The organism is Fulvivirga sedimenti, assembly GCF_020328055.1.
In genome coordinates this window covers 941,709-963,043 of the sequence record NZ_JAIXNE010000003.1, presented here as the reverse complement: position 1 = coordinate 963,043, position 21,335 = coordinate 941,709, and the positions used below count along the sequence as shown (strand labels likewise).

Below are 21,335 nucleotides of genomic sequence, written 5' to 3'. Positions count from 1 at the left end.
GCATCCATTTAGAATACTTCGTTTCCCATGAATACAGAATTAAAAGAAATAAACAAACTGATGGTCGCCAACCGGGGTGAGATCGCCATACGTATTTTACGTGCGGCATCTGAACTCAGAATCCGCACTGTCACCATCTTTACTTTTGAAGACAGGTACTCCCTCCATCGATATAAAGCCGATGAGGCGTACCAGATCGGGGCTGATAATGATCCGCTCAAACCCTACCTCGATATTGAGGAGATTATTTCTCTAGCGAAACGAAATAATGTGGATGCGATTCACCCGGGATATGGTTTTTTGTCGGAAAATGTGAAACTGGCAAGGCGTTGTCGTGAGGAAGGCATCATTTTCGTTGGACCTGAACCGGAGGTAATGGAACGTCTCGGGGATAAGGTTGAAGCCAAGAAAATTGCGCGCGCGGCTGAAGTCCCGGTTATTGAGGATAGTGATGAATCACTTACCTCCGTTGAAATTGCGAAGAAGGAAGCAGACCGCATTGGTTTTCCCGTTGTGGTTAAGGCTGCATCAGGCGGAGGAGGTCGGGGTATGCGTGTGGTACGAAAACGTGAAGATCTTGCCAATGCCTATGAAGAGGCCCGTAATGAAGCACTGAAGGCATTCGGTGATGACACAGTATTCCTGGAGAAATTTATTGATCAGCCCAAGCACATAGAAGTGCAGATCATGGCTGACAATTACGGTAATACTGTACACCTGTTCGAACGGGATTGCTCGGTACAGCGCCGTTTTCAGAAGGTCGTGGAGATTGCACCAAGTGTCACCTTGCAACAGGAAACCAGGGATAAGCTTTATGAATATGCCCTTAAAATAGCCCGGAGTGTATCCTACAATAATGTCGGAACTGTGGAGTTTCTGGTCGATCTCGAGGAAAATGTATATTTCATCGAGGTAAATCCCCGTGTTCAGGTAGAGCATACCATTACAGAAGAAATTACCGGGGTGGATATCGTTCGCAGTCAGATCCTGATTGCACGCGGCTTCGAACTTTCAGACCGACGTATTTTCCTGCGTACTCAGGATGATGTGAAGTGTAATGGATTCGCCATACAATGCCGGATTACGACGGAGGATCCTTCCAATAACTTTCAGCCTGATTACGGAACCATCATTGCCTATCGTAGTGCAAGTGGTTTTGGTATACGACTCGATGCCGGCAATTGCTATGCAGGCGTTACTATTTCCCCATTTTTTGATTCATTGCTTGTAAAGGTTTCGTCCTGGGGGCGCACGCTCAAGGGAGCATCAGAGCGCTTGAATCGTGCGTTAAGCGAATTCCGGATACGCGGGGTAAATACCAATATCGGATTCCTGGAAAATGTAATCAATCACCCGGTATTCTATCGGGGGGAGGCAACCGTAAACTTCATCAATGACCATCCGGAGCTGTTTGATATGCCCAGGAGGCTGAACCGGGGTACGCGGTTGTTAAATTACATCGGCCATATGTCGGTGAATGGGAATCCGAACATTAAGAAAGTTGACAAATCGAAAAAATTCCGGGAGCCGAAAGTGCCCGTGTATGATCGTCTGGGGGATTATCCTAAAGGAAGCAGGGACCGGCTTCATGAGCTCGGAAGGGAAGGCTTTGTAAATTGGCTCCGTGAGGAGAAGAAGATTCAATTCACAGACACAACATTTCGCGACGCGCATCAGTCCCTGTTGGCAACAAGGATGCGAACGATCGATATGCTGAAAGTAGCGGAGAGTTATGCCAAGAATCATCCGGAGGTCTTTAGTGTTGAAATGTGGGGTGGTGCTACCTTTGATGTCTGTATGCGATTTCTCCACGAAAACCCATGGGATCGGCTGAAATTGTTGAGGGAAGCAATGCCCAATATTCTCTTTCAAATGTTATTGCGCGGATCCAATGCGGTTGGATACAAGGCATATCCCGACAACCTGATTGAGAAATTTATCGAGAAATCTGCCGAAAATGGAATTGATATTTTCAGAATCTTCGATTCGTTGAACTGGATTGAAGCCATGAAGGTAAGTATACGGACTGTACGTGAACGAACCGATTCGCTGGCGGAGGCATGCATTTGCTATACAGGTGATGTAACTCACACCGATACCAAATATAATCTTCAGTATTACCTGGATATGGCGAAACAGCTGGAGGATGAGGGGGCGCACATCCTGGCGATTAAGGATATGGCGGGATTGCTGAAGCCTTCCGGAGCTGCCTTACTGATACCAGCATTAAAAAAGGCTGTTGATATTCCGATCCACCTTCATACCCATGATACATCTTCAATACAGGCCGCGACCTATCTGGAAGCTATTGCGGGAGGCGTGGATGTGGTTGACGTAGCGATTTCCTCCATGTCGGGACTTACTTCACAGCCAAACTTCAATTCTCTTCTGGCGGCGATGGAAGGCAATGAAAGGGAACAGAAAATGGATCTTCATTCGCTTAATAATTTTGCCGTCTACTGGGAAGATGTGCGGGAGTTGTATTATCCTTTTGAATCCGGTTTAAAAGCCGGAACTGCCGAAGTCTATGATCATGAGATTCCAGGCGGACAGTACAGCAACCTCAGGCCACAGGCAGCATCTCTCGGACTTGAGGATAAATTTGAGCTGGTTAAAAAGAATTATGCGGCTGTCAATAAGTTATTCGGAGACCTGGTCAAGGTGACCCCCTCATCTAAGGTGGTGGGAGACATGGCCCTGTTTATGACTGCGAATAATCTTACCGTAGAGGATGTACTGGAGCGCGGCCATACATTATCATTTCCGGAGTCGGTTCACAGTTTGTTCAAAGGAGAGCTTGGTCAGCCGTTTGGCGGTTTCCCCGGGAAGATTTCGGAGATCATCCTGAAGGGTGATAAGCCTTTTACAGACCGTCCGAATAAACACCTGGAACCCATAGATTTCACTAAGGAGTTCAAGGCATTCCAGAAGGAGTTTGATGAATACTGCGATGAGCTGGATTTCCTGTCATATAGCTTGTATCCCAAGGTTTTTACTGATTTCTATCATGCATGGCAGGAGTATGGTGAAATATGGAGACTGCCTACCAAGGCGTTCTTCTACGGACTGGATGACAGTGAGGAGATCTTCGTGGAAATAGGCAAGGGTAAGGCGATCATTATTAAAAAATTGTACACAACTCCTACCGATGAGAAGGGTATCAGTAAGGTGTATTTTGAAATGAACGGACAAACCCGAGTGCTGGAAGTGAAGGATATTCATTTTAAATCCGACAGGCCGGCACACCTGAAGGTGAGCAGTGATTTACATGTAGGTTCGCCCCTGATGGGTAGAATTGCAGAAGTAAAGGTGAAGGAAGGGCAAAATATCTCTGAAAGTGATCCGCTGTTCGTTATTGAAGCTATGAAAATGGAATCTACTGTTAGCGCTCCCCGGGATGGGAAAGTGAAAAGGATTTACATTCAGGCCGGAGAAATGGTCGAACAGGATGATCTGGTCATTGAGCTTGAGTGACCTGGAGGTCTTCTCCGGTCAGCATCCTGTACATGGTTGCATAGGTATGTGATCTCAAAGCTGCCGGTGTTTCAAAATCTTCCGGGGATATGGGTGATTCAAAGATTACCTTTATTCTTCCTGGGCGCACGCGCAGGGTTCCGGGTGGCATGAGATTTCCGGCATTCACAATCACAATGGGTACTACAGGCGTGGCCGTTTGAAATGAAGTTCGAAAAGCCCCGTCATAAAATGGCTGCAACGGCTGGTCGGTCCTGTTTTGTGTTCCCTCAGGGAAGATAAGGATCGATATGCCATGGCTCAGGATTTTTTTCAAAAGATTAAGGCTGGCTTTTCGGCTTTCCGGACTCGAGCGATCCACAACGATGGTAGCCGCCGCGACAATCCATCCGAAAATGGGTATTTTCTTTAATTCCTTTTTTGCCAATGGCCTGAATTGAGACACAATGCCCAGGCTGATTCCGGGTGCATCCAGAAACGATGTGTGATTGGAAACAAATATGTATGAATTCTTCCAGTTGACTTTTTCGCGGCCCGAGACATCATATCGGATGAAGGTGAGCATGCTGAAAATCCATGACCAGACCTTGAGTGCTCCGTAGGTAATGAATCCCAGCTTTTCACTGATCATTACCGGAAAAAGAATGAATGGCAGCAGGATGATCATGAAGACGGTAAAAACTAAAATCACCCATCCAGTATAAAGGCCACCCACGATATTTCGTAACATCATGCGGACAAATTACATACAAAAAATCGGTTTGTAAAAATCCAATTAATGCAGTAGTTTGGCTGAATTAAATTAATTATTTAACTCTTTGCTTGCATACACCTGTCCGGAAGGGCAGGTGTTTTTTTTAATCCCCGGGCTGTTCGTTAAATTTTTTAAGGCAATCTGATACCAGGAGTGCGATATCATATTCAGTGGCCGAGTAGATATAAGCTTCATCGATCTTGCAGAAATTCATGAATTCCTCAACCTCGTCCTCGGGCAGGCCGGTCAGTTGCATTACGACCTGTTCATTGTATTTCGCTTTCAGGATTTTTGTATAATCGTAGGTGGCAATGTCCTTCTCCAGTTTCCTGGAAGCTTTGGCCTCCCGGCTGAATTTGTTATGGAAAAACGAAAAAGGACCTCCAATCTGAAATACCGGATTTTCAGTCATCGGACCCGTACGGACACCCGGGATTTGTAAAGCCACGTTTTGATTATCATCCGGAACCTCAAGTTCAATGAGCGCCTGTTTGAGACTTTCCTCGTCGCGATAAGCGAAAATATTAACTGGCTTAAGGACCTGAGTGGAGGTATTTAGTTCAATTACAATTCGAAGTCGCCGGCTGTTCTGATCAGGATTTAGTGTGAAAGCATATGTTTCATAGCCGATGGCGGAAAACAGAATTGTATCGGAGGGCATCATTTTCATCCAGAACCTTCCTTCTGTATTACTCACCGTTCCCAGTCCGGAATTCGGATTCATGATGTGGACGTAGGGTACAGGATCTTTGGTATCGGATTCACGTATTTCACCCTCAATTTCTATGAATGGTAAGTTGGTCTGACCAAAAACAGCTGCCTTACATGCAATAAGGCAGAATAAAATCGTGAAAATACGCAATGGCATATGTAATGGTACGCAATTTTTGCCATTTGGATACAAAATCTTACAACTGTTTTGCCTGAACACCTTCTCAGCGTTTTTGCAACGGGCTGGTTCGTACATTTAATATGAACCAGTTTGTTAAACTCATGAAGAAGATCATTCTACTCTTACTTATTACAGTTGGAAATGTCTTTTTAGCTGTATCTCAGCCGTTTGGCGAGAATATGGAGCTAGTGAACCTGGGCAGAAAAGTGAATACAGGCTATCATGAAGCCGGTCCGGTTATATCACCGGATGGACGTACTTTATACTTTTTTGTGCATAATCATCCCGAAAACAACTATGGTAAAGAGGGTAGTCAGGATGTATGGTTTGTTCAAAAAGACGACGAAGGACAGTGGGGTGAGGCTAAACACCTTGATAAACCATTCAATATTCATCGCTCAAATCAGGTCTTTGGAATGCTCGAAGGAGGAAGTGTCCTCTTTATTCGTGGTGGTTCACGCAAAAACAATAAGGGATTCTCATTTATCCGAAAGAATGGCGATGGCTGGTCGGAGCCCCAGGAGGTAGAAGTCGATCAGTTTAAGCAAATGAATAAGGGGAAATTTTACGGTGCGACAATTTCAGCCAGCGGGGAGTTTCTGATACTTTACTTCAGCGAACGTGAGAATAGTAATTTCAGTGATCTGTACATAAGTAAACGCAAGGACAATGGTGATTATGGCGTACCTGTGAAGCTGAATGGACTGAATACCGGTCGTGATGAATTTGCTCCCTACCTTGCGCCGGATGATAAGACACTTTATTTTTCAAGTGGTCGTAAAGATGTTGGAATTGGAAGTGCGGATATTTATATGACGCGCCGTCTTGATGATACCTGGATGAAATGGTCTGAACCGGAAAACGTTGGAAGGCCTGTGAACACGCGTGCATTCGATGCATATCTGTGTGTTGATAAAGACATGAATGTTTTCGTTACACAGTCTGGCCGCACTATCGATGGCGGTAATCTTGACATTTTTACCCTCAAGCCACGTGAAATCAATATTCGTCTGATGGGAATGCTGGTCGATGAGGAGAACCGCCAGTCAATCGATGGAGAAATACGTATTGTGAGCCAGCATAATGAAGCAGATACTCTCTGGATTTCCGATGGAAAAGGTTCGTATGAAACCATGATCAATGCACAAACCAGCTACCAGTTTGAGGTAATTGCAGATGGCTATGAGCCACTGGAAGCTTCACTTACAGTGGGCGAGGTTTTGTCTGACTCCACAATTGTTCGTGATTTTGCCCTGAAGGCTAATGAACGAGCAGTAATGCTTACTGGTATCCTTTATAATGCAGAGACGCTTGAACCCATTTCCGGAACCGTAATGATGGATAATCCTGCGGGTAATGGAAAAGAAATCATTATCAAAACGAACAGTGATGGGTATTTTGAAAAAGAGCTCAACGTAGAAGGTTGGTATATGCTTACGGGTACCTCTGAAGGCTATATGAATGCAAACGACAGCATTCACAACGACCGATCGGAATTACTCGTTCAGCGCGATTTGTATCTGGATCCGATTGAGATTGGCGCGACCGTAAGACTGGATAATATTTTCTTTGATTTCGACAAGACTACCCTGAAGCCGGAATCTTACGGGGAACTGAATAAGGTGCTAAACTTCCTGGAAAGCAATCCTTCGGTGAACATCGAGATTGCCGGACATACCGATAATAAGGGATCCGATGAATACAATATAAATCTTTCCCAGGGAAGGGCACAGGCTGTAGTGAATTACCTCATCGATCAGGGAATTGAAGATGAACGGATCATTGCCCACGGTTATGGCGAAAGTGTTCCGGTGGACACCAATGATACAGATGCCGGTCGTGCGATTAATCGCCGTGTTGAATTTACTATTCTGAGTAAATAACTATTCAATCAGAATTTTTTGTTGGTAGCGCTGGCTGCCGACATTCACAAGTAACAAGTATATACCGGGACCCAGGTTTCCGGTATATACTGTTCTTTCTGTCATTGACAGGTTTTCCTTTTGCAAAAGGATCCGTCCCTGCATATCCATCACCTGAAGAAGCCTGAGTGGCTCAGTTCCCCCCTGTATTTGAATATACCCTTTCGCCGGGTTTGGATAGACGGAAATGCCGGCTGTGTTCAAGCCTTCAATTCCCGTTACACCTGCCCTTGTAATTGAATTTACCCGCTTTACCAGGTAGCGGTCCGGATCAAATGTAATTTCATTCACTTCACCTGGAAGATAGATTTTGAAAGTTTCACTGGCAGAAGCTGGTACCAGCCGAAGCAACGTATCAGAGCCGTTCAGAACTGCATTAACCGGCATCGGCGTTGTGAAAAAGGCTACTCCTCCGGCGGCTGAAGGAGATTGCCGTGCATTCACAATCAGGCTGTCATTTCTGTGTTCCCAAATAATATCATAGACCGGATTGCCCTGACCGAAATACCACTCATTAAAGAATGTAGTAAGGTCCAGCCCGGTTTCGGCCGACATAAGATCTCTGAAATCCTCACCGGTTGCCACATCGTCGCCGTATGCAGAGAGATAAGTCCGGAGGCCCTGAAAAAATGCATCGTCATTGTTTATCAGGTATCGAAGCATGTGGAGAATGGCCCCACCTTTATTATAGGTCAATCTGCCATCGAAAATTCGAAAGGGGTCATCGGCCTGTCCCGAGGGTACATAGACAGATCCGAGTGGTGCGCTGAGGATACTTTGGTGGCGTGAGTCCATCCAGGACCTTGCAGTATTTTCATCGATAAGGAATTCGATCGCCAGGTATTCACAATACCGTGCAAAGCCTTCGTTGATCCAGATGTCGTTCCAGGTTTCGCAGGTTATATGATCGCCAAACCATTGGTGGCCTAATTCGTGGGCATCGATGGTGAACGAGAAGAAATCCATGGTCGACATAGTCTGATGCTCCATCCCACCTCCAAGTGGTGCCATGGTATGGCCATATTTTTCATCGGAGTAGGGATAAGGTCCGAAAAGTTCTGAAAAGAGTTCCAGCATATCTCCAACCTGATCCAGGTCATCCTGATACTGAGGAAGTGTGCCTGGATGGTCATAGATGTAATTCACTACTGGAAATGTGGGCTGCCCGGCCAGGGAAACATCGTAGGAATAATCCTGGTAATCAGCAATTGCCATAGATATAAGGTAGTATGCAATCGGGTGCCTGGTTTCCCACTCATAGCGAGACCGGTTATCGGGTAATTCCGTAATGCGGGACAGGGTCCCGGCAGCGCCTGCCTTCAGAGAGGATGGTACGGTGATGTAAATGTAGGCGGAATCTGCTTTATCGGTCAGGACCTGTTTGGTTGGCCACCAATCCAGTGCGTTGAAGGGTTCCGATAACGTCCAGGTTACACGTCGATTCCAGTCGGGATCCAGCTCACTGCTGATTCCTTTGAAAAATCCGGCATCCACAGGCGGTGTGCCATGGTAGTAAATTCGAATATCAACAGGATCACCGGCAGTGACCGGGTCGGGGAGTGTGATGACAACGAGATCGTTGGCATGGGTGAAAGGGATATCCGAGGATGTGGAAAGGTCTTCGATTCTGTCGATAATCAGGGCGTCGGTAAGTTCAAGAACCATTTCTGCCAGCGGGTCCTTCAGGGCGGTTGCCAGTATTCGAACAGAACCGTCCAGGTCGGTTGACAGATTATCTGCACTAATGTCCAGGTGATAGAAGTTTACATCATAATCATGCAGGCGGCTGTCTTCCAATGGCCGCGAAGCATAGCCTGGCCGATTAACAGGACTGGTGCCTTTTACACAAATAGCTGGTGTAAGATCCTGTCCGTAGGTGGTTCCGTAAAGAATCAAAAACAATATAAGTACCGATTTTCTCATAGTACAATGTAAAAATATTTCCTGACTTAAGCAGATATTATGTACTTGTGGTAGTCCGTCACAGTATTCATATTTCGACATGTTTAATCAAATTATATAAAGATGAAGAAATTAAAGAATAATGTTCGCTTGATCGGTCGGTTAGGAAAAGACCCGGAAGTCCGGAATCTTCCGGGGGGAAAAATGGTGGCGAATTTTTCCCTTGCGACTTCTGATAATTATAAAAACGGTGACGGGGAAAGGGTGGAGGAGACTCAATGGCATAATATTGTGGTATGGGGAAAACTGGCTGAAATTGCCTCGGAATATCTCAAGAAGGGGAACGAGGTAGCCCTCGAAGGAAAGCTGATACACAGAAAATATGAAACAGGAAAGGGAGAGGTTCGTTATATTACAGAAATTAATGTCGACGAAATCCTGATGCTCGGCCCAAAATCGGCAAAGGCTGTTAAAGGTTAGTTGTTGATTGGCGGAGTAAATGCGGAAGCATGTAGCACAGGTATGACTGTTTTTACTACTTTTGCATGAAATGAGTTTTCAGAATCCTCAGCTTCTTTTTGGTCTTTTTGCACTGGTCATTCCCATTCTGATCCATTTTTTTAATTTTCGTAAAACGAGGAAAGTCTATTTTTCAAACACGAGATTTCTTCAGAAAGTTAAAGAATCGACAGCAACGCGGAAGCGGCTAAAGCACTACCTTATTCTCGCATCAAGACTGTTATTCATTTTCTTTCTGGTTTTGGCATTTGCCCAGCCTTTCCTGCCGGCACCAGAAAGCAGTTCGTCGGGGGATCCGGTATTCGTTTATTTGGATAATTCATGGAGTATGAGCAATGAGGTGGATGATGGTGTACCCGCACTGGATCGAAGCATTGGTTTTCTGGATGAATTAGTGCGTCAATTTCCTCCAACAACGCAATATAAGCTGCTCACCAACGACTTTCTCGCTTCTTCCAGGACCCTGAAAAGTGCAAGGGAAATGGAGGAATTGATCACAGAAATTGAATATAGCGGGGTGCCCCGCCGTATGGATGAGGTGTTGAGCCGGCTGGAAGCAGACACGCAGGGTAGCAGTGTCAATCTTTTCTGGCTAAGTGATTTTCAAAAAGCAACGTTGGGTGCTGATGTATTGAACTTTGATTCAAGCCGGCAGATCAATATTGTTCCATTTGAATTCAGCAATGACGCAAACGCTTTTGTCGATTCACTTTATGTGGAAAATCCGCTGATGATCACCGATGAGCAGGTTCGTCTTCATGTGATTTTCAGCAAAGTGGGTGGATCCGGTTCGGGCGAGGTTATTGCAAAGGTATATCTGGATGGTGTTCAGTCGGGAACTGCCAGCGTATCATTATCGGCCAACAGTCGCCAGGAACTGGTTTTTGATTTGTCTGTTGATCGCTCCAGGCCGCACCGGGGGAAGATAGTCTTTGAGGAGTTTCCTGTGACCTTCGATAATGAGTTTAATTTTGTGCTAAATATCCCTGAGACCATTGTTGTCCTGGATATTAAGGGGGGGGATGCGATAACACCGGTAGAACTTGTTTATGGAAACTCCGATTTATTCGACCTTGTTTCGCAACCGGCCTCAAATTTGGATTACAACCAAATTGAATTGTCAGACCTGGTGATTATCAATGGAATAAATGTACTTGATCCTCCCCTGGCAACCGCTCTCAACCGGTATCTTGGTGCAGGCGGTACAGTTATGATGATCCCGGGAGAAAATATTTCGGTCGAATCTTACAGAAACCTCAATGGTTTGGGAAGCTTGCAACTATATGATTCTATGGGTCTGAATACGTTGTCAACCCCGGATTATGATAACCCATTCTTTGATAATGTATTTGAAGAAAGAAATGATCGGCTTCAGATGCCGGCAGCCATTCCGATCGTAACATCAGATATCTTCAGGGAAAAAATATTATCCTTTCCGGATGGAAAACCATTCCTGTCGGTCCGCCGTGGAACCGGAGATATTTATTTAATGTCAACCCCTCTTTCCGAAGCATATGGGAATTTCTCAAGACATGCATTATTTGTGCCGGTTATGTACAAGGTAGCTGTTTCAGGTAAATCAGAGAGGAATGAATTATATCGTTACATCAATCGCAGTTCGTTCTCTTTGAAACAGGACAGCACAGCTACGAACTCATTATACAAACTTATTCGGGAAGATGAAGAGATTATCCCTCAACAACGGGTTGATGGCAACAGAATTTATTTTGAGGTTCCGAGGTTCACACTCTCCACAGGGTTCTATGAATTGTACCGTGATGAAACGTTTCTTGGCCTTGTGGCTTTTAATACAGATCCCGAAGAATCGGATATCCGGCAAATGAACCGGGAAGAAGTGGTTCAGGCATTTCAGGGAAAGCTGGTTGATGTATTAAGTGTTGATAGTCAGAGCGATTTTGCCGGTGTAATTTCAGAGAAATTCATTGGGAAGACGTTATGGAAGGAGGCGTTGATGCTTGCTTTGTTATTTTTATTGCTGGAAGTTTTACTGATACGATTTATGCCTTAATTTGCAATTAATTAATTATCCCGAATGAAATTATTGATAAAAGGAGCAAGGATCTGTGACAGAAACTCACCATTTCATGGTAAGGTCAAGGATGTACTCATCGACAGGGGCAGGATTGGCATAGCAGCCGAAGGATTAAAGACGGATAAGGTAATTAATGGGAAAGGTATGTTTCTTACCCCGGGATGGGTTGATATGTGGTGCTGGCTTGCTGATCCGGGTTTTGAACATAAGGAAACGCTTGAGTCTGGCCTGAGCGCAGCAGCTGCTGGCGGATTTACCGGCATTGCTCTTCTTCCTAATAATCAGCCGGTTACACAATCAAAGAACGATATTATTTCCCTGAAAAATGCAGCGAAGGGTGTAACCGAAATATTCCCGCTTGCTGCCGTTACGAGGGAAACGAATGGTACAGAACTGACGGAAATGATTGATTTACATTCCGCAGGTGCTGTTGGTTTTACCGATGGCTTCAATCCAATTTGGCATTCAGATATTTTATTAAAGAGCCTGCAATACCTTCAAAAGTTTGATGGTATTCTTATCAACAGGCCGGAGGATCGGCATTTAACGCAGTTTGCTACGATGCATGAAGGAATTCAAAGTACGATGCTCGGAATGAAGGGAATGCCTGAACTGGCTGAATCACTAATGATCAGCCGGGATATTGATTTGCTCCGTTATGCAGGGGGAAAAATTCACTTCAGTACGATCTCAGCCGGAGAATCTGTTGCACTTATCCGACAAGCCAAAAAGGAAGGACTGAATGTAACCTGTGATATGGCTGGTTTTCAGACTGAATTTCTTGATGAGGACTTGAATGATTTTGATACAAATCTGAAAGTGAATCCTCCATTTCGTAATAAAACCAATCGTCGGGCTTTGATCCGGGGACTGAAGGACAATACTGTTGATGTCATTGTATCTGCTCATTGTCCGCAGGACGAAGAAAGTAAGAAACTTGAATTTGATCTCGCTGATTTTGGCTTGATCAGTTTGCAAACCCTTGGAGCAAACCTGGTATCGCTATCTGAAGAAATTCCTCTGGAGCAACTGCTGGATAAAGTCTCTGTAAGGCCCAGGGAGATACTGGGAATGCCTGCAGCTGTTATCGATGATGGACGAGAAGCGAACCTGACCCTGTTTGATCCAAATGCCGAGTGGGAGTTCAATGGAAGTTCAAATCGAAGTAATTCCAGGAACAGCCCGTACATCGGTAAAAAGTTAAAAGGAAAGGCGGTTGCAGTGATTCGGGGTACAACTACTGAACTCCTTTGAGATGACTATTCCACCAATTCTTCGTGTCCCTCTTAAGTATGGCTTTTTCGGTGGATTGCTGGGTATTGCCGTGATGGTGTTTATTTTTTATTTCGGCACCAATCACCCGCAGCTGTTTCCAGTCTTCCTCGATTTCAGGATTCTCCTGTTTGCTATTTTTATATTCTTCAGCATCCGTGAATTCCGTGATTTCAAACAAGCCGACGTCCTGCATTTCTGGCAGGGAATGATTATTGGAATGGCGTGTTATCTGACCATCTCACTGGTAGTTTCCGTTTTTTTGGGAGTCTTTGGAACCCTCGTTCCTGAATATACCCAACATTATATTGATGAGATCGGCACCATTTTACGAACAAGTGAATCTGAGATAATTGAGAAGGTAGGAGAAGAAGCATATAAAAATCAGGTTGAAACCTTGCCGTTCACCACGATAACCGACCTCGCAGTGGATTATTTGCTTAAAAGTATGTTCATTGGGTTATTTTTAACCATCATAATTTCTGTTATCTTAAGACGTCAACCTAAAAATTAGAAACATGGAAGAACAATACGTAAATCCTCCTTCAGTTGGGAAAGTTGCCTTTAAGTGGGGCCTTATCACTGGACTGATCATGATCGTTTATTCACTGGTGATTAACATGATGGGTCAGTTTGGCAATCAGGCACTTGGAGCTGTTTCCTACGTGTTCATTATTTTCGGCATTATCATGGCCCATAAGGAATATAAAGATTCGGGCGATGGATATATGTCTTACGGAAAGGGACTTGGTATAGGTACATTAACAACCTTGATTGCAGCGGTTCTTAGTGCCATCTTCAGCTATATCTACATGACCATGATTGACCCTACGGTTATGGATATGATCCGCGATCAGCAGATCTCCGATATGGAAGGAAGAGGCATGTCCGACGCACAGATTGAGCAGGCAATGAGCATGACAGAATCCTTCATGTCCCCGGGATTCATATCATTTATTGCGGTTTTCATAATTACATTAGTCGGGTTTATTTTATCTTTGATCATCACTGCGTTCACAAAGAACAGCAATCCCGAATTAGAGATGTAATATGACTAATATGCCTGACGTTTCGGTTGTTATTCCCCTGTACAATGAAGAGGAATCACTCTCGGAACTAAATGACTGGATAAGCCGTGTGATGCAATCACACGGCTTTACTTATGAGGTAATTTTTGTAGATGATGGCAGTACCGACCGTTCCTGGGCTATCGTTGAGGACCTGAATCAAAAGTTTGAACAGGTTCGGGGAATTCGTTTTAACAGGAATTTTGGAAAATCCGCAGCCCTGAATACCGGATTTAAAGCATCATCCGGCAAAGTAGTTATCTCTATGGATGCAGACCTGCAGGATTCCCCCGATGAGATTCCTGAACTGTACCGAATGATTACCGAGGAGGGTTTTGATATGGTTTCCGGTTGGAAGAAAGTAAGACATGATCCCCTGAGTAAAACCATACCCTCGCGTTTTTTTAATTCGGTTACCCGGCAGATTTCAGGAATTAAGCTGCATGATTTTAACTGTGGTTTGAAAGCATACAGAGGCGAGGTGGTTAAACACATTCAGGTATATGGTGAAATGCACCGTTACATTCCTGTGATCGCCAAGTGGAATGGATATAAGCAGATTGGCGAAAAGGTTGTGGAGCATCGCCCGCGAAAATACGGCACGACAAAATTTGGTCTGGAACGATTTATTACGGGATTCCTTGATCTTCTGTCCGTCACATTTGTTTCCAAATTTCGGCAGAAGCCAATGCATTTGTTCGGAACGCTCGGGACCCTTTCATTTCTCTCCGGTTTTTTCATAACCTTATGGCTGATCGGACAAAAGGTCTATGGTATATATGCAGGTAAAGAAGTTCGTGAAGTGGTTGATCAGCCGTTATTCTTCCTGGCACTTGTAGCACTCGTTGTGGGTGTCCAACTTTTTCTTGCCGGCTTCCTTGCCGAAATGATGGCCATGCGGTCACAATCCAGCAAAGAATACCTTGTTTCCAAAAGGGTTGGTTTTGAGTAATGTATTTTTATTCTGTAATCATACCTGTCTACAATCGCCCGGATGAACTTGAAGAACTTCTGTCGAGTCTTACACGACAGCACTATACTAATTTTGAAGTAATTGTCATTGAAGACGGTTCCTCCCGTCGCTGTGAAGATGTTGTGAACAGATTCAAGGATCAATTAGCTGTTACATACATTGAAAAAAAGAATAGCGGTCAGGGATTCAGCAGAAATGTAGGCTTTGAGGCTGCGAAAGGAGATTATTATCTGGTATTTGATTCCGACTGTATCATTCCGGAGACCTATTTTCAGTCGGTGGAGAAATTCTTATCGGCAGACAGACTTGATGCTTTCGGAGGGCCGGATCGGTCACATCCTTCATTTACATTGTTACAGAAGGCGATCAGTTGCGTCATGACATCCCCATTAACTACCGGAGGAATCAGGGGCGGGAAAAAGCGTCTTGGTCCGTTTCATCCACGCAGCTTCAATATGGGTATTTCAAAAGAAGTCTTTGAGGCCATCGGAGGCTACAAAATTACCCGTATGGGAGAAGATATAGAATTCAGTATTCGAATCCATGAATCGGGATTCAGGGTCGGCCTGATTCCTGATGCCTTCGTGTATCATAAGCGAAGAACTAATTTGGTTGATTTCTACCGTCAGCTGCATTTTTTTGGACGTGCAAGAATCAATATAGGGAGGTTTTTTCCCGGTGAGATCAGGACAGTTCATTTCTTCCCCGCGTTGTTCACGGTTGGTTTTCTCCTGCTCTGGGTTTTGCCATTTATCTCATTACAGCTTTTTAATATTGGGATAAGCTTGTATGGTGTTTATTTTTTGCTGCTGTTTATTACTTCGTTGTTCAAAACTAAAAACCTGCTCGTTGCTGTGCTTAGTATTCCAGCGGGATTTATTCAATTGTTCGCCTATGGAATAGGTTTTATTACCGAAGGGATACGCCGGATTACAAAAGGCTAGGTTTTCTGGAAAAGTAAATGATCTCACGGGGCGGCAAGGCATATTTTTGAACAGTTTCAGGTCCAAGTTCCTCGGCATAGTGATCCTCGCGCACATCAAAGCCCACCGATCGTATTCTGGCGCCATAGTCCTTTCCGTACAACCGAACGTGATCATCCTGTCCGTAGGCTTCTTCCCTGTCCTTTGGTTTTACAATTGTCTTGTCTTCCTGCGTAACCTCAGGGATGGGCGAAAAGAACGGTACCTGCATAATGGCCCATCCGCCGGGCTTCAGCACCCGAAAAATTTCCTGCATCGCCTGGATGTCATTATCTACATGTTCCATCACATGATTACACATGACGATGTCAAATGTACCTTCTTCAAACGGGATCTGGTGGATATCCATTTTAACCTTCGCCAACGGTGATTCCAGGTCGGCAGTAATGTACCCCTGCCCGTGCATCTCCTCAAAGGGTTTCATGAAACACTGCTCCGGTGCAATATGAAGGAAGGAGGCCGGCTGTGAGAAAAAGTCAGTCTTTTCTTTTAGATAAAGCCATAGCAGTCTGTGTCTTTCCAGGGATAGTGAATCCGGGCAAAGCGCATTTTCGCGCGGATTGAGCCGGCCATAAGGCAGAAATTTGCGATAGCTGCGGTTTATTATCGGACAAGTGACATTATTTCCGCGCAGAAATAAACCGGCAACTTTCAGTGCCGGTTTGTTGATCAGCTGCAAGTATTTCCGTGGTACGTTCCGAAGTAAAAAACTAACGAGTCGTTTCATGTGTTGTAAAGATAGAGATTGTACGGAAAAAAGCAGTTTTACCTCTAGTTGATGAGTGCAGATACAATTATATCGACGGTATCGTAGTTGTTTTTATGGTAAGACTTTTACGACTGTTATGATCTAACTTTGACTTATAAAACGTTGTCTACTATGAAGAAGAGATATTGGATTTACATTATCGTGGCGATTGCTGCAATTGCACTCACCTATATACTTACTCAGGGTGGAGAAACCAGTGAACGTGATATCCTGGTAACAGCGAAGAGAGGTGACTTTACCGTCGAAATCACTACTTCAGGTGAATTGGAAGCACGAAACTCCGTGAATATTCTGGGGCCTTCAGGGCTGCGGTCTGTAGGGATCTGGCGGGTTGAGATTCGTGATATCGTAGATGAGGGAACAAAAGTTAAAAAAGGTGATTACGTCGCCCAATTGGATCAGACAGAGATTCTGAGCCGAACTGAATCGAGTGACATTGAAGTGCAGCAGAGCATTTCTGAGTATACACAGGTTCAGCTTGATACAGCACTTGAATTACGACGCGCAAGGGACGAATTGATCAATTTGAAATTTGCTGTGGAGGAAAAGGAGATTATTCTTTCTCAATCTCAATATGAACCACCGGCAACGATCAAACAGGCTGAAATTAACGTGGAAAAGGCACAGCGTGCCTACAGGCAGGCCCTTGAGAACTATAAATTGACAAAAAGAAAAGCGGCAGCCCGAATGTCTGAGGCGGCTGCAGATCTAAGAGAGGATCAGATGGAGCTTGACAGACTGAAGGCGTTGCTTTCGCAGTTTAGGATCACTGCCCCTGAAGACGGCATGGTAACGTATAAACGCGGACGAAACGGACAAAAACAGGGTGTTGGCGCCACCGTTGAGCCCTGGGATCCTACTGTTGCTACACTGCCCGATCTCGGAAGAATGATGTCCCGCACATTTGTAAATGAAATAGATATCCGTTCTGTACAAAAGGGTCAAACTGTTAAAATTGGTCTGGATGCCTATCCTGAAAAAGAATTGACAGGAGTTGTGATAGATGTTGCCAATATCGGTGAACAGCGGCCCAATTCAGACGCTAAGGTATTCATGGTGAATATTGAAGTAAATGAGACCGATACGACCTTACGTCCGTCCATGACCACGAGTAACACCATTCTGGCCGACCGTATTCCTGATGTTGTTTTTGTACCACTTGAGTGTTTGCATAATCAGGGGGACTCGCTCACCTATGTGATCCGTAAAAACGGTTTGACGTATTCCCGTCAGCAGGTTCTGGTGGGTAAGACCAACGCAAATGAGGCTGTAATCCTCGACGGCGTTTCTGAAGGTGATGAACTCTACCTTTCGATCCCTCCGGATGTTGAGGATACGCCCCTTGCTCTTCTCACAGATGTTCCTGAAAACGTCGCAGTAAAAGAAGAAAACTAGTATGTGGCAAAAAATAGTCTCCAATTTCCAAATTGCAATGGATGCAGTCTTGGCTAACAGGCTGCGTTCCGTGCTGACTGCCCTGGGTATCATTTTTGGTGTGGCAGCTGTTATTTCCATGCTGGCCATCGGAAATGGTGCACAACAGGAAATACTTGACCAGATCAAGCTGGTGGGTGTAAATAATATAGTGATAACACCAGTTGTCGAACAGTTTGAAGAGGCAGTAAGTGAAGAGCAGCAGGCACAAGCTGAAAAGAAGCGGTTTTCTTCTGGGCTGACTTTGCTTGATGTAAGAAGCATGGAAAAGCTGCTGGGTGACCAGATTAAATTTGTGAGTCCCGAGATTGTGGTTGATACCTATGTTTTGCGGGAAGGATTGCGGAGATCTGCCAAGGTCGTGGGAGTCGAAAATTCCTATTTTGATATTTCCCAATTTGGTCTCACAGAAGGAAGTTACTTCAATAGTTTTCAACTCGAGAAAGGGGAGGCGGTTTGTATCATTGGCTCGGCAATCAGAGCAAAATTTTTCCCGCAGGAGGATCCAATCGGGAAACTGATCAAAGTTGGTCCCCACTGGCTAAAGGTGCAGGGTGTTCTTGAAGAGCGTTTCATAAGTGAGAAAAGTATCGAAAGCCTGGGTATCAGGGATTATAATCTTGATATCTATGCCCCGGTAAATACAGTTTTGTTGAGGTACAAGAACCGCGCGCTCATTACGCAGGCCAATATTCAGAATGCGAATAGTAATAATCCGCAGCAAGGCAGCAATAATTATCATCAGCTGGATCGCATTACCATCCAGGTGAATGATTCTGAACATTTAAATCCCGTTGCTGATGTCACTTCCAGGCTCCTGGAGCGCCGCCATAATGAATCGATCGATTATGCGGTTAGTATTCCGGAGCTGTTATTAAAGCAACAGCAGCGTACGCGTGATATTTTTAACCTGGTACTGGGCGCCATTGCCGGGATATCCCTGGTGGTAGGTGGAATCGGCATTATGAATATTATGCTTGCCTCCGTTCTTGAACGAATCAAAGAAATTGGTCTTCGTCTGGCAATTGGGGCCAAAAAGGCCGATATCATCTGGCAGTTTCTTCTTGAAGCGGTCATGATCAGTATATCAGGTGGTGTACTGGGCGTAATCCTGGGAATTATTCTTGCCACTGTAGTATCCAGTTTTGCTGAAATTCCTACGATCGTGTCCGTGTCATCTGTGATATTGTCATTTGGAGTTGCTGCATCTGTTGGTCTAGTTTTTGGAATTGCACCGGCCCGTCGTGCAGCCAGTCAGAACCCTATATCCTCTCTACGATATGAATAAGAAATCTATCATTTCTTTTTTGCTGCTGTCCTTTATACTAAGCCTCCCCTCGCCGGGACAGACACGATATTTTAATCTGGAGGAGATCATTCAGCGCGCTAAGGAACAGTCTCCATCCGCTAAACAAGCCGAAACGCGTAGGGAAAACCGCTATTGGCAGTACCGACTGTACCGATCCAATTACAATCCACAACTGCGCCTGAATGGTCAGGCACCTGATTACAACAGGGACTTTTTCAGTAACCGGCAGGATGATGGTACGATTGTTTTCCAGGGACGGGAGCAAATCAATTCATTCGTCAACCTGGGAATTGAACAACCTATTCCATGGACCGGAGGTAACGTTTCGGTCAATTCGAACTTAAGTCATTTTAAGGATCTTGAAAGAGATTTGACGCAGTTTAATACCACATTGCTGAATGTGCGACTTGTTCAGCCCATATTTGGCTTTAACTCCCTTAAATGGGACAGGAAAACCGAACCGCTCCGATACGAGGAGTCGCGACGGGAATATGTCGAGGAAATGGAATTTATCTCCCGTCAAGCAACGCAGCGGTTTTTTAGTTATCTGGACGCACAGATAAATCTTCAGATCGCCCAATTTAACCTTGCCAATAACGATACGATCTATAAAATCGAAATGGGTCGTTACAACATCGGTACCACATCCAAGGATAAACTGCTGCAGGTAGAACTGCAATTATTGAGATCTCAACAGGATGTTGCCCAGGCTCGGCTTGATCTCGAGACGTCCAGACTTAGCCTGCAAACTTATATCGGTTTGAATGATAATATTGATATTGAGCTCATTCTGCCTACCGATATCCCCAACTTCGATGTGACCTACCCGGAAGCACTCCAGTACGCTCAGCAGAACAGGTCAGACTACCTCGCCTTTGAAAGACGAAGGCTTGAGGCAGAACGAGAGGTGGCACGAGCCAGGTCGCAGCGTTTTCAAACAGACCTGATAGCCTCCTACGGTCTGAATAACGCAGGAACGCAGATTGACGGACTCTATCAGGATCCAAATAATCAGCAACGTGTAAATGTTGCATTTAACATTCCCTTAATTGACTGGGGAAGAAATAAAGCCCGGATGCAAACGGCCCTGGCCAACATGCGTCTGAATGAATATATTATCAGTCAGGATGAGCAAAATTTTGACCAGGAAATACTTACCCAGGTTCGCCAATTTGAAGTACTTCGCTCTCAACTTGAAATTACGCGGAAATCTGATGAGGTGGCCCAGGAACGTTATGAGGTGGCTCAGAACCGATACCTGATCGGAAAGATTGATATTACCAACCTCAATATCGCTCTTACTGAAAAGGATAATGCGAAACGAAGCTATATTAATGCGCTTCGTGCGTTCTGGACAGCTTATTTTGATTTGAGAAGGCTGACTCTTTTTGATTTTGTGGAGAAGGAGTTGCTTTATGATCAGGATGCGGAAGTAGATGAAGATCAATTCAAAAATTAACCTTCTGTTTTCATTTATTTACTGCTAAACGGGGACTCGATTTCGGTAGGGTAGGCAGGGACCTTTTGTAAAATTTGTCATCAGTCTTTCTTGCCCATGGTCCCGCCGGTTGTGAATGTTTTATTCCGTTATATTTTTTTGCATCTTCCCGTTATGAAGATTTGGCTGTTTATCCTGATGTTGAGTGTGCCGTCTCTGCTGATGGCACAGGATGATGATCTCAAATTTGGTGATACAAATACAACCAATATGGATCCTACCTATAAGACACGAAAAAAATCCAAATCAAAACGTCCGATTCAATGGATTAAGAACGATAGCGAAGGGCTTCTGCTCGGTAACCGTTGCATGACCGATGTAATTGACGAAATGCGGTTTGAATACGTGATTCAGATAAAGGGACAGCCCGGTTATCGTAATGAACTGGGAAGACTCGCCCATAATTTTGGCGCCAAAATTGGGATCATGTTCAGAAATGGTCCCTTTTGGAAATTCAGACTGAAGAAAGAGCGCAAGAAATGCAGAGAACAGACCGGTGATTTTGTCGGCTAAG

The 21,335-nt window shown here is 44.7% G+C and carries 17 protein-coding genes; 13 read left to right on the top strand and 4 right to left on the bottom strand.

Translation table 11 applies throughout. From position 1 onward, the window contains the following. Positions 1-27: 27 nt before the first annotated feature. Positions 28-3,474: a pyruvate carboxylase gene (locus LDX50_RS16590; RefSeq protein ID WP_225698426.1), complete on the top strand. Its 3,447-nt coding sequence runs from the start codon at positions 28-30 to the stop codon at positions 3,472-3,474. On the opposite strand, the gene LDX50_RS16585 is transcribed toward LDX50_RS16590, so the two are convergent. Further along, entirely contained in the window at positions 3,458-4,207 is a 750-nt protein-coding gene (locus LDX50_RS16585) for a lysophospholipid acyltransferase family protein (RefSeq protein WP_225698425.1), read from the bottom strand. The genes LDX50_RS16590 and LDX50_RS16585 overlap by 17 nt on opposite strands. 124 nt (positions 4,208-4,331) lie before the next feature. Continuing rightward, positions 4,332-5,096, bottom strand: a complete 765-nt coding sequence (locus LDX50_RS16580) for a carboxypeptidase-like regulatory domain-containing protein (RefSeq protein WP_225698424.1) — start codon at positions 5,094-5,096, stop codon at positions 4,332-4,334. Between the two features lie 104 nt (positions 5,097-5,200). Between LDX50_RS16580 and LDX50_RS16575 the strand changes: the two genes are divergently transcribed. Then, entirely contained in the window at positions 5,201-7,003 is a 1,803-nt protein-coding gene (locus tag LDX50_RS16575; RefSeq protein ID WP_225698423.1) for an OmpA family protein, read from the top strand. Here LDX50_RS16575 and LDX50_RS16570 read toward each other — a convergent pair whose 3' ends face one another. After that, positions 7,004-8,965: a M1 family metallopeptidase gene (locus tag LDX50_RS16570; protein WP_225698422.1), complete on the bottom strand. Its 1,962-nt coding sequence runs from the start codon at positions 8,963-8,965 to the stop codon at positions 7,004-7,006. A 102-nt stretch (positions 8,966-9,067) separates the two neighbouring features. On the opposite strand from LDX50_RS16570, the gene LDX50_RS16565 reads away from it, so the two are divergent. From LDX50_RS16565 to LDX50_RS16535, 7 genes are all read left to right on the top strand, one after another. Then, a complete protein-coding gene (locus LDX50_RS16565) occupies positions 9,068-9,424 on the top strand; it encodes a single-stranded DNA-binding protein (RefSeq protein WP_225698421.1) in 357 nt (118 codons plus the stop codon). A 70-nt stretch (positions 9,425-9,494) separates the two neighbouring features. Then, the gene (locus LDX50_RS16560; protein ID WP_225698420.1) at positions 9,495-11,492 is read left to right on the top strand and encodes a BatA domain-containing protein; all 1,998 of its coding nucleotides are present in this window, start codon (positions 9,495-9,497) and stop codon (positions 11,490-11,492) included. A gap of 24 nt (positions 11,493-11,516) precedes the next feature. Then, positions 11,517-12,770 (top strand): dihydroorotase, encoded by a 1,254-nt coding sequence (locus LDX50_RS16555; protein ID WP_225698419.1) that lies wholly within the window; start codon positions 11,517-11,519, stop codon positions 12,768-12,770. Position 12,771: 1 nt separating this feature from the next. Continuing rightward, the gene (locus tag LDX50_RS16550) at positions 12,772-13,302 is read left to right on the top strand and encodes a DUF4199 domain-containing protein (RefSeq protein WP_225698418.1); all 531 of its coding nucleotides are present in this window, start codon (positions 12,772-12,774) and stop codon (positions 13,300-13,302) included. Positions 13,303-13,306: 4 nt separating this feature from the next. Next, entirely contained in the window at positions 13,307-13,837 is a 531-nt protein-coding gene (locus tag LDX50_RS16545) for a DUF4199 domain-containing protein (protein WP_225698417.1), read from the top strand. 10 nt (positions 13,838-13,847) lie between these two features. After that, complete coding sequence (locus LDX50_RS16540) at positions 13,848-14,807, top strand: glycosyltransferase family 2 protein (RefSeq protein WP_225698416.1); 960 nt, start codon at positions 13,848-13,850, stop codon at positions 14,805-14,807. Next, on the top strand, positions 14,807-15,772 hold the full coding sequence (locus LDX50_RS16535) for a glycosyltransferase family 2 protein (RefSeq protein WP_225698415.1): 966 nt from the start codon (positions 14,807-14,809) through the stop codon (positions 15,770-15,772). The genes LDX50_RS16540 and LDX50_RS16535 overlap by 1 nt, the downstream gene beginning before the upstream one ends. On the opposite strand, the gene LDX50_RS16530 is transcribed toward LDX50_RS16535, so the two are convergent. Further along, positions 15,759-16,538: a class I SAM-dependent methyltransferase gene (locus LDX50_RS16530; RefSeq protein ID WP_225698414.1), complete on the bottom strand. Its 780-nt coding sequence runs from the start codon at positions 16,536-16,538 to the stop codon at positions 15,759-15,761. The two genes, LDX50_RS16535 and LDX50_RS16530, sit on opposite strands and share 14 nt — an antisense overlap. Before the next feature lie 153 nt (positions 16,539-16,691). On the opposite strand from LDX50_RS16530, the gene LDX50_RS16525 reads away from it, so the two are divergent. The 4 genes from LDX50_RS16525 to LDX50_RS16510 all read left to right on the top strand — a co-directional run bounded on the left by LDX50_RS16525 (position 16,692) and on the right by LDX50_RS16510 (position 21,334). Beyond that, a complete protein-coding gene (locus LDX50_RS16525) occupies positions 16,692-17,975 on the top strand; it encodes an efflux RND transporter periplasmic adaptor subunit (protein WP_225698413.1) in 1,284 nt (427 codons plus the stop codon). A 37-nt stretch (positions 17,976-18,012) separates the two neighbouring features. Continuing rightward, positions 18,013-19,302: an ABC transporter permease gene (locus LDX50_RS16520; protein ID WP_225698412.1), complete on the top strand. Its 1,290-nt coding sequence runs from the start codon at positions 18,013-18,015 to the stop codon at positions 19,300-19,302. Next, positions 19,295-20,782 (top strand): TolC family protein, encoded by a 1,488-nt coding sequence (locus LDX50_RS16515; RefSeq protein WP_225698411.1) that lies wholly within the window; start codon positions 19,295-19,297, stop codon positions 20,780-20,782. The genes LDX50_RS16520 and LDX50_RS16515 overlap by 8 nt, the downstream gene beginning before the upstream one ends. Before the next feature lie 153 nt (positions 20,783-20,935). Further along, positions 20,936-21,334, top strand: coding sequence for a hypothetical protein (locus LDX50_RS16510; RefSeq protein WP_225698410.1), 399 nt, complete (start codon positions 20,936-20,938; stop codon positions 21,332-21,334). The last annotated feature ends 1 nt before the right edge of the window (position 21,335 follow it).

What these genes read in the sequence shown, in the direction of transcription:
- LDX50_RS16535 (WP_225698415.1), top strand. Translation starts at nt 14,807, where the DNA reads ATGTATTTTTATTCTGTAATCATACCTGTCTACAATCGCCCGGATGAA.
- LDX50_RS16590 (WP_225698426.1), top strand. Translation starts at nt 28, where the DNA reads ATGAATACAGAATTAAAAGAAATAAACAAACTGATGGTCGCCAACCGG.
- LDX50_RS16560 (WP_225698420.1), top strand. Translation starts at nt 9,495, where the DNA reads ATGAGTTTTCAGAATCCTCAGCTTCTTTTTGGTCTTTTTGCACTGGTC.
- LDX50_RS16545 (WP_225698417.1), top strand. Translation starts at nt 13,307, where the DNA reads ATGGAAGAACAATACGTAAATCCTCCTTCAGTTGGGAAAGTTGCCTTT.
- LDX50_RS16565 (WP_225698421.1), top strand. Translation starts at nt 9,068, where the DNA reads ATGAAGAAATTAAAGAATAATGTTCGCTTGATCGGTCGGTTAGGAAAA.
- LDX50_RS16570 (WP_225698422.1), bottom strand. Translation starts at nt 8,965, where the DNA reads ATGAGAAAATCGGTACTTATATTGTTTTTGATTCTTTACGGAACCACC.
- LDX50_RS16515 (WP_225698411.1), top strand. Translation starts at nt 19,295, where the DNA reads ATGAATAAGAAATCTATCATTTCTTTTTTGCTGCTGTCCTTTATACTA.
- LDX50_RS16540 (WP_225698416.1), top strand. Translation starts at nt 13,848, where the DNA reads ATGCCTGACGTTTCGGTTGTTATTCCCCTGTACAATGAAGAGGAATCA.
- LDX50_RS16580 (WP_225698424.1), bottom strand. Translation starts at nt 5,096, where the DNA reads ATGCCATTGCGTATTTTCACGATTTTATTCTGCCTTATTGCATGTAAG.
- LDX50_RS16520 (WP_225698412.1), top strand. Translation starts at nt 18,013, where the DNA reads ATGGATGCAGTCTTGGCTAACAGGCTGCGTTCCGTGCTGACTGCCCTG.
- LDX50_RS16550 (WP_225698418.1), top strand. Translation starts at nt 12,772, where the DNA reads ATGACTATTCCACCAATTCTTCGTGTCCCTCTTAAGTATGGCTTTTTC.
- LDX50_RS16555 (WP_225698419.1), top strand. Translation starts at nt 11,517, where the DNA reads ATGAAATTATTGATAAAAGGAGCAAGGATCTGTGACAGAAACTCACCA.
- LDX50_RS16530 (WP_225698414.1), bottom strand. Translation starts at nt 16,538, where the DNA reads ATGAAACGACTCGTTAGTTTTTTACTTCGGAACGTACCACGGAAATAC.
- LDX50_RS16575 (WP_225698423.1), top strand. Translation starts at nt 5,201, where the DNA reads ATGAACCAGTTTGTTAAACTCATGAAGAAGATCATTCTACTCTTACTT.
- LDX50_RS16585 (WP_225698425.1), bottom strand. Translation starts at nt 4,207, where the DNA reads ATGATGTTACGAAATATCGTGGGTGGCCTTTATACTGGATGGGTGATT.
- LDX50_RS16510 (WP_225698410.1), top strand. Translation starts at nt 20,936, where the DNA reads ATGAAGATTTGGCTGTTTATCCTGATGTTGAGTGTGCCGTCTCTGCTG.
- LDX50_RS16525 (WP_225698413.1), top strand. Translation starts at nt 16,692, where the DNA reads ATGAAGAAGAGATATTGGATTTACATTATCGTGGCGATTGCTGCAATT.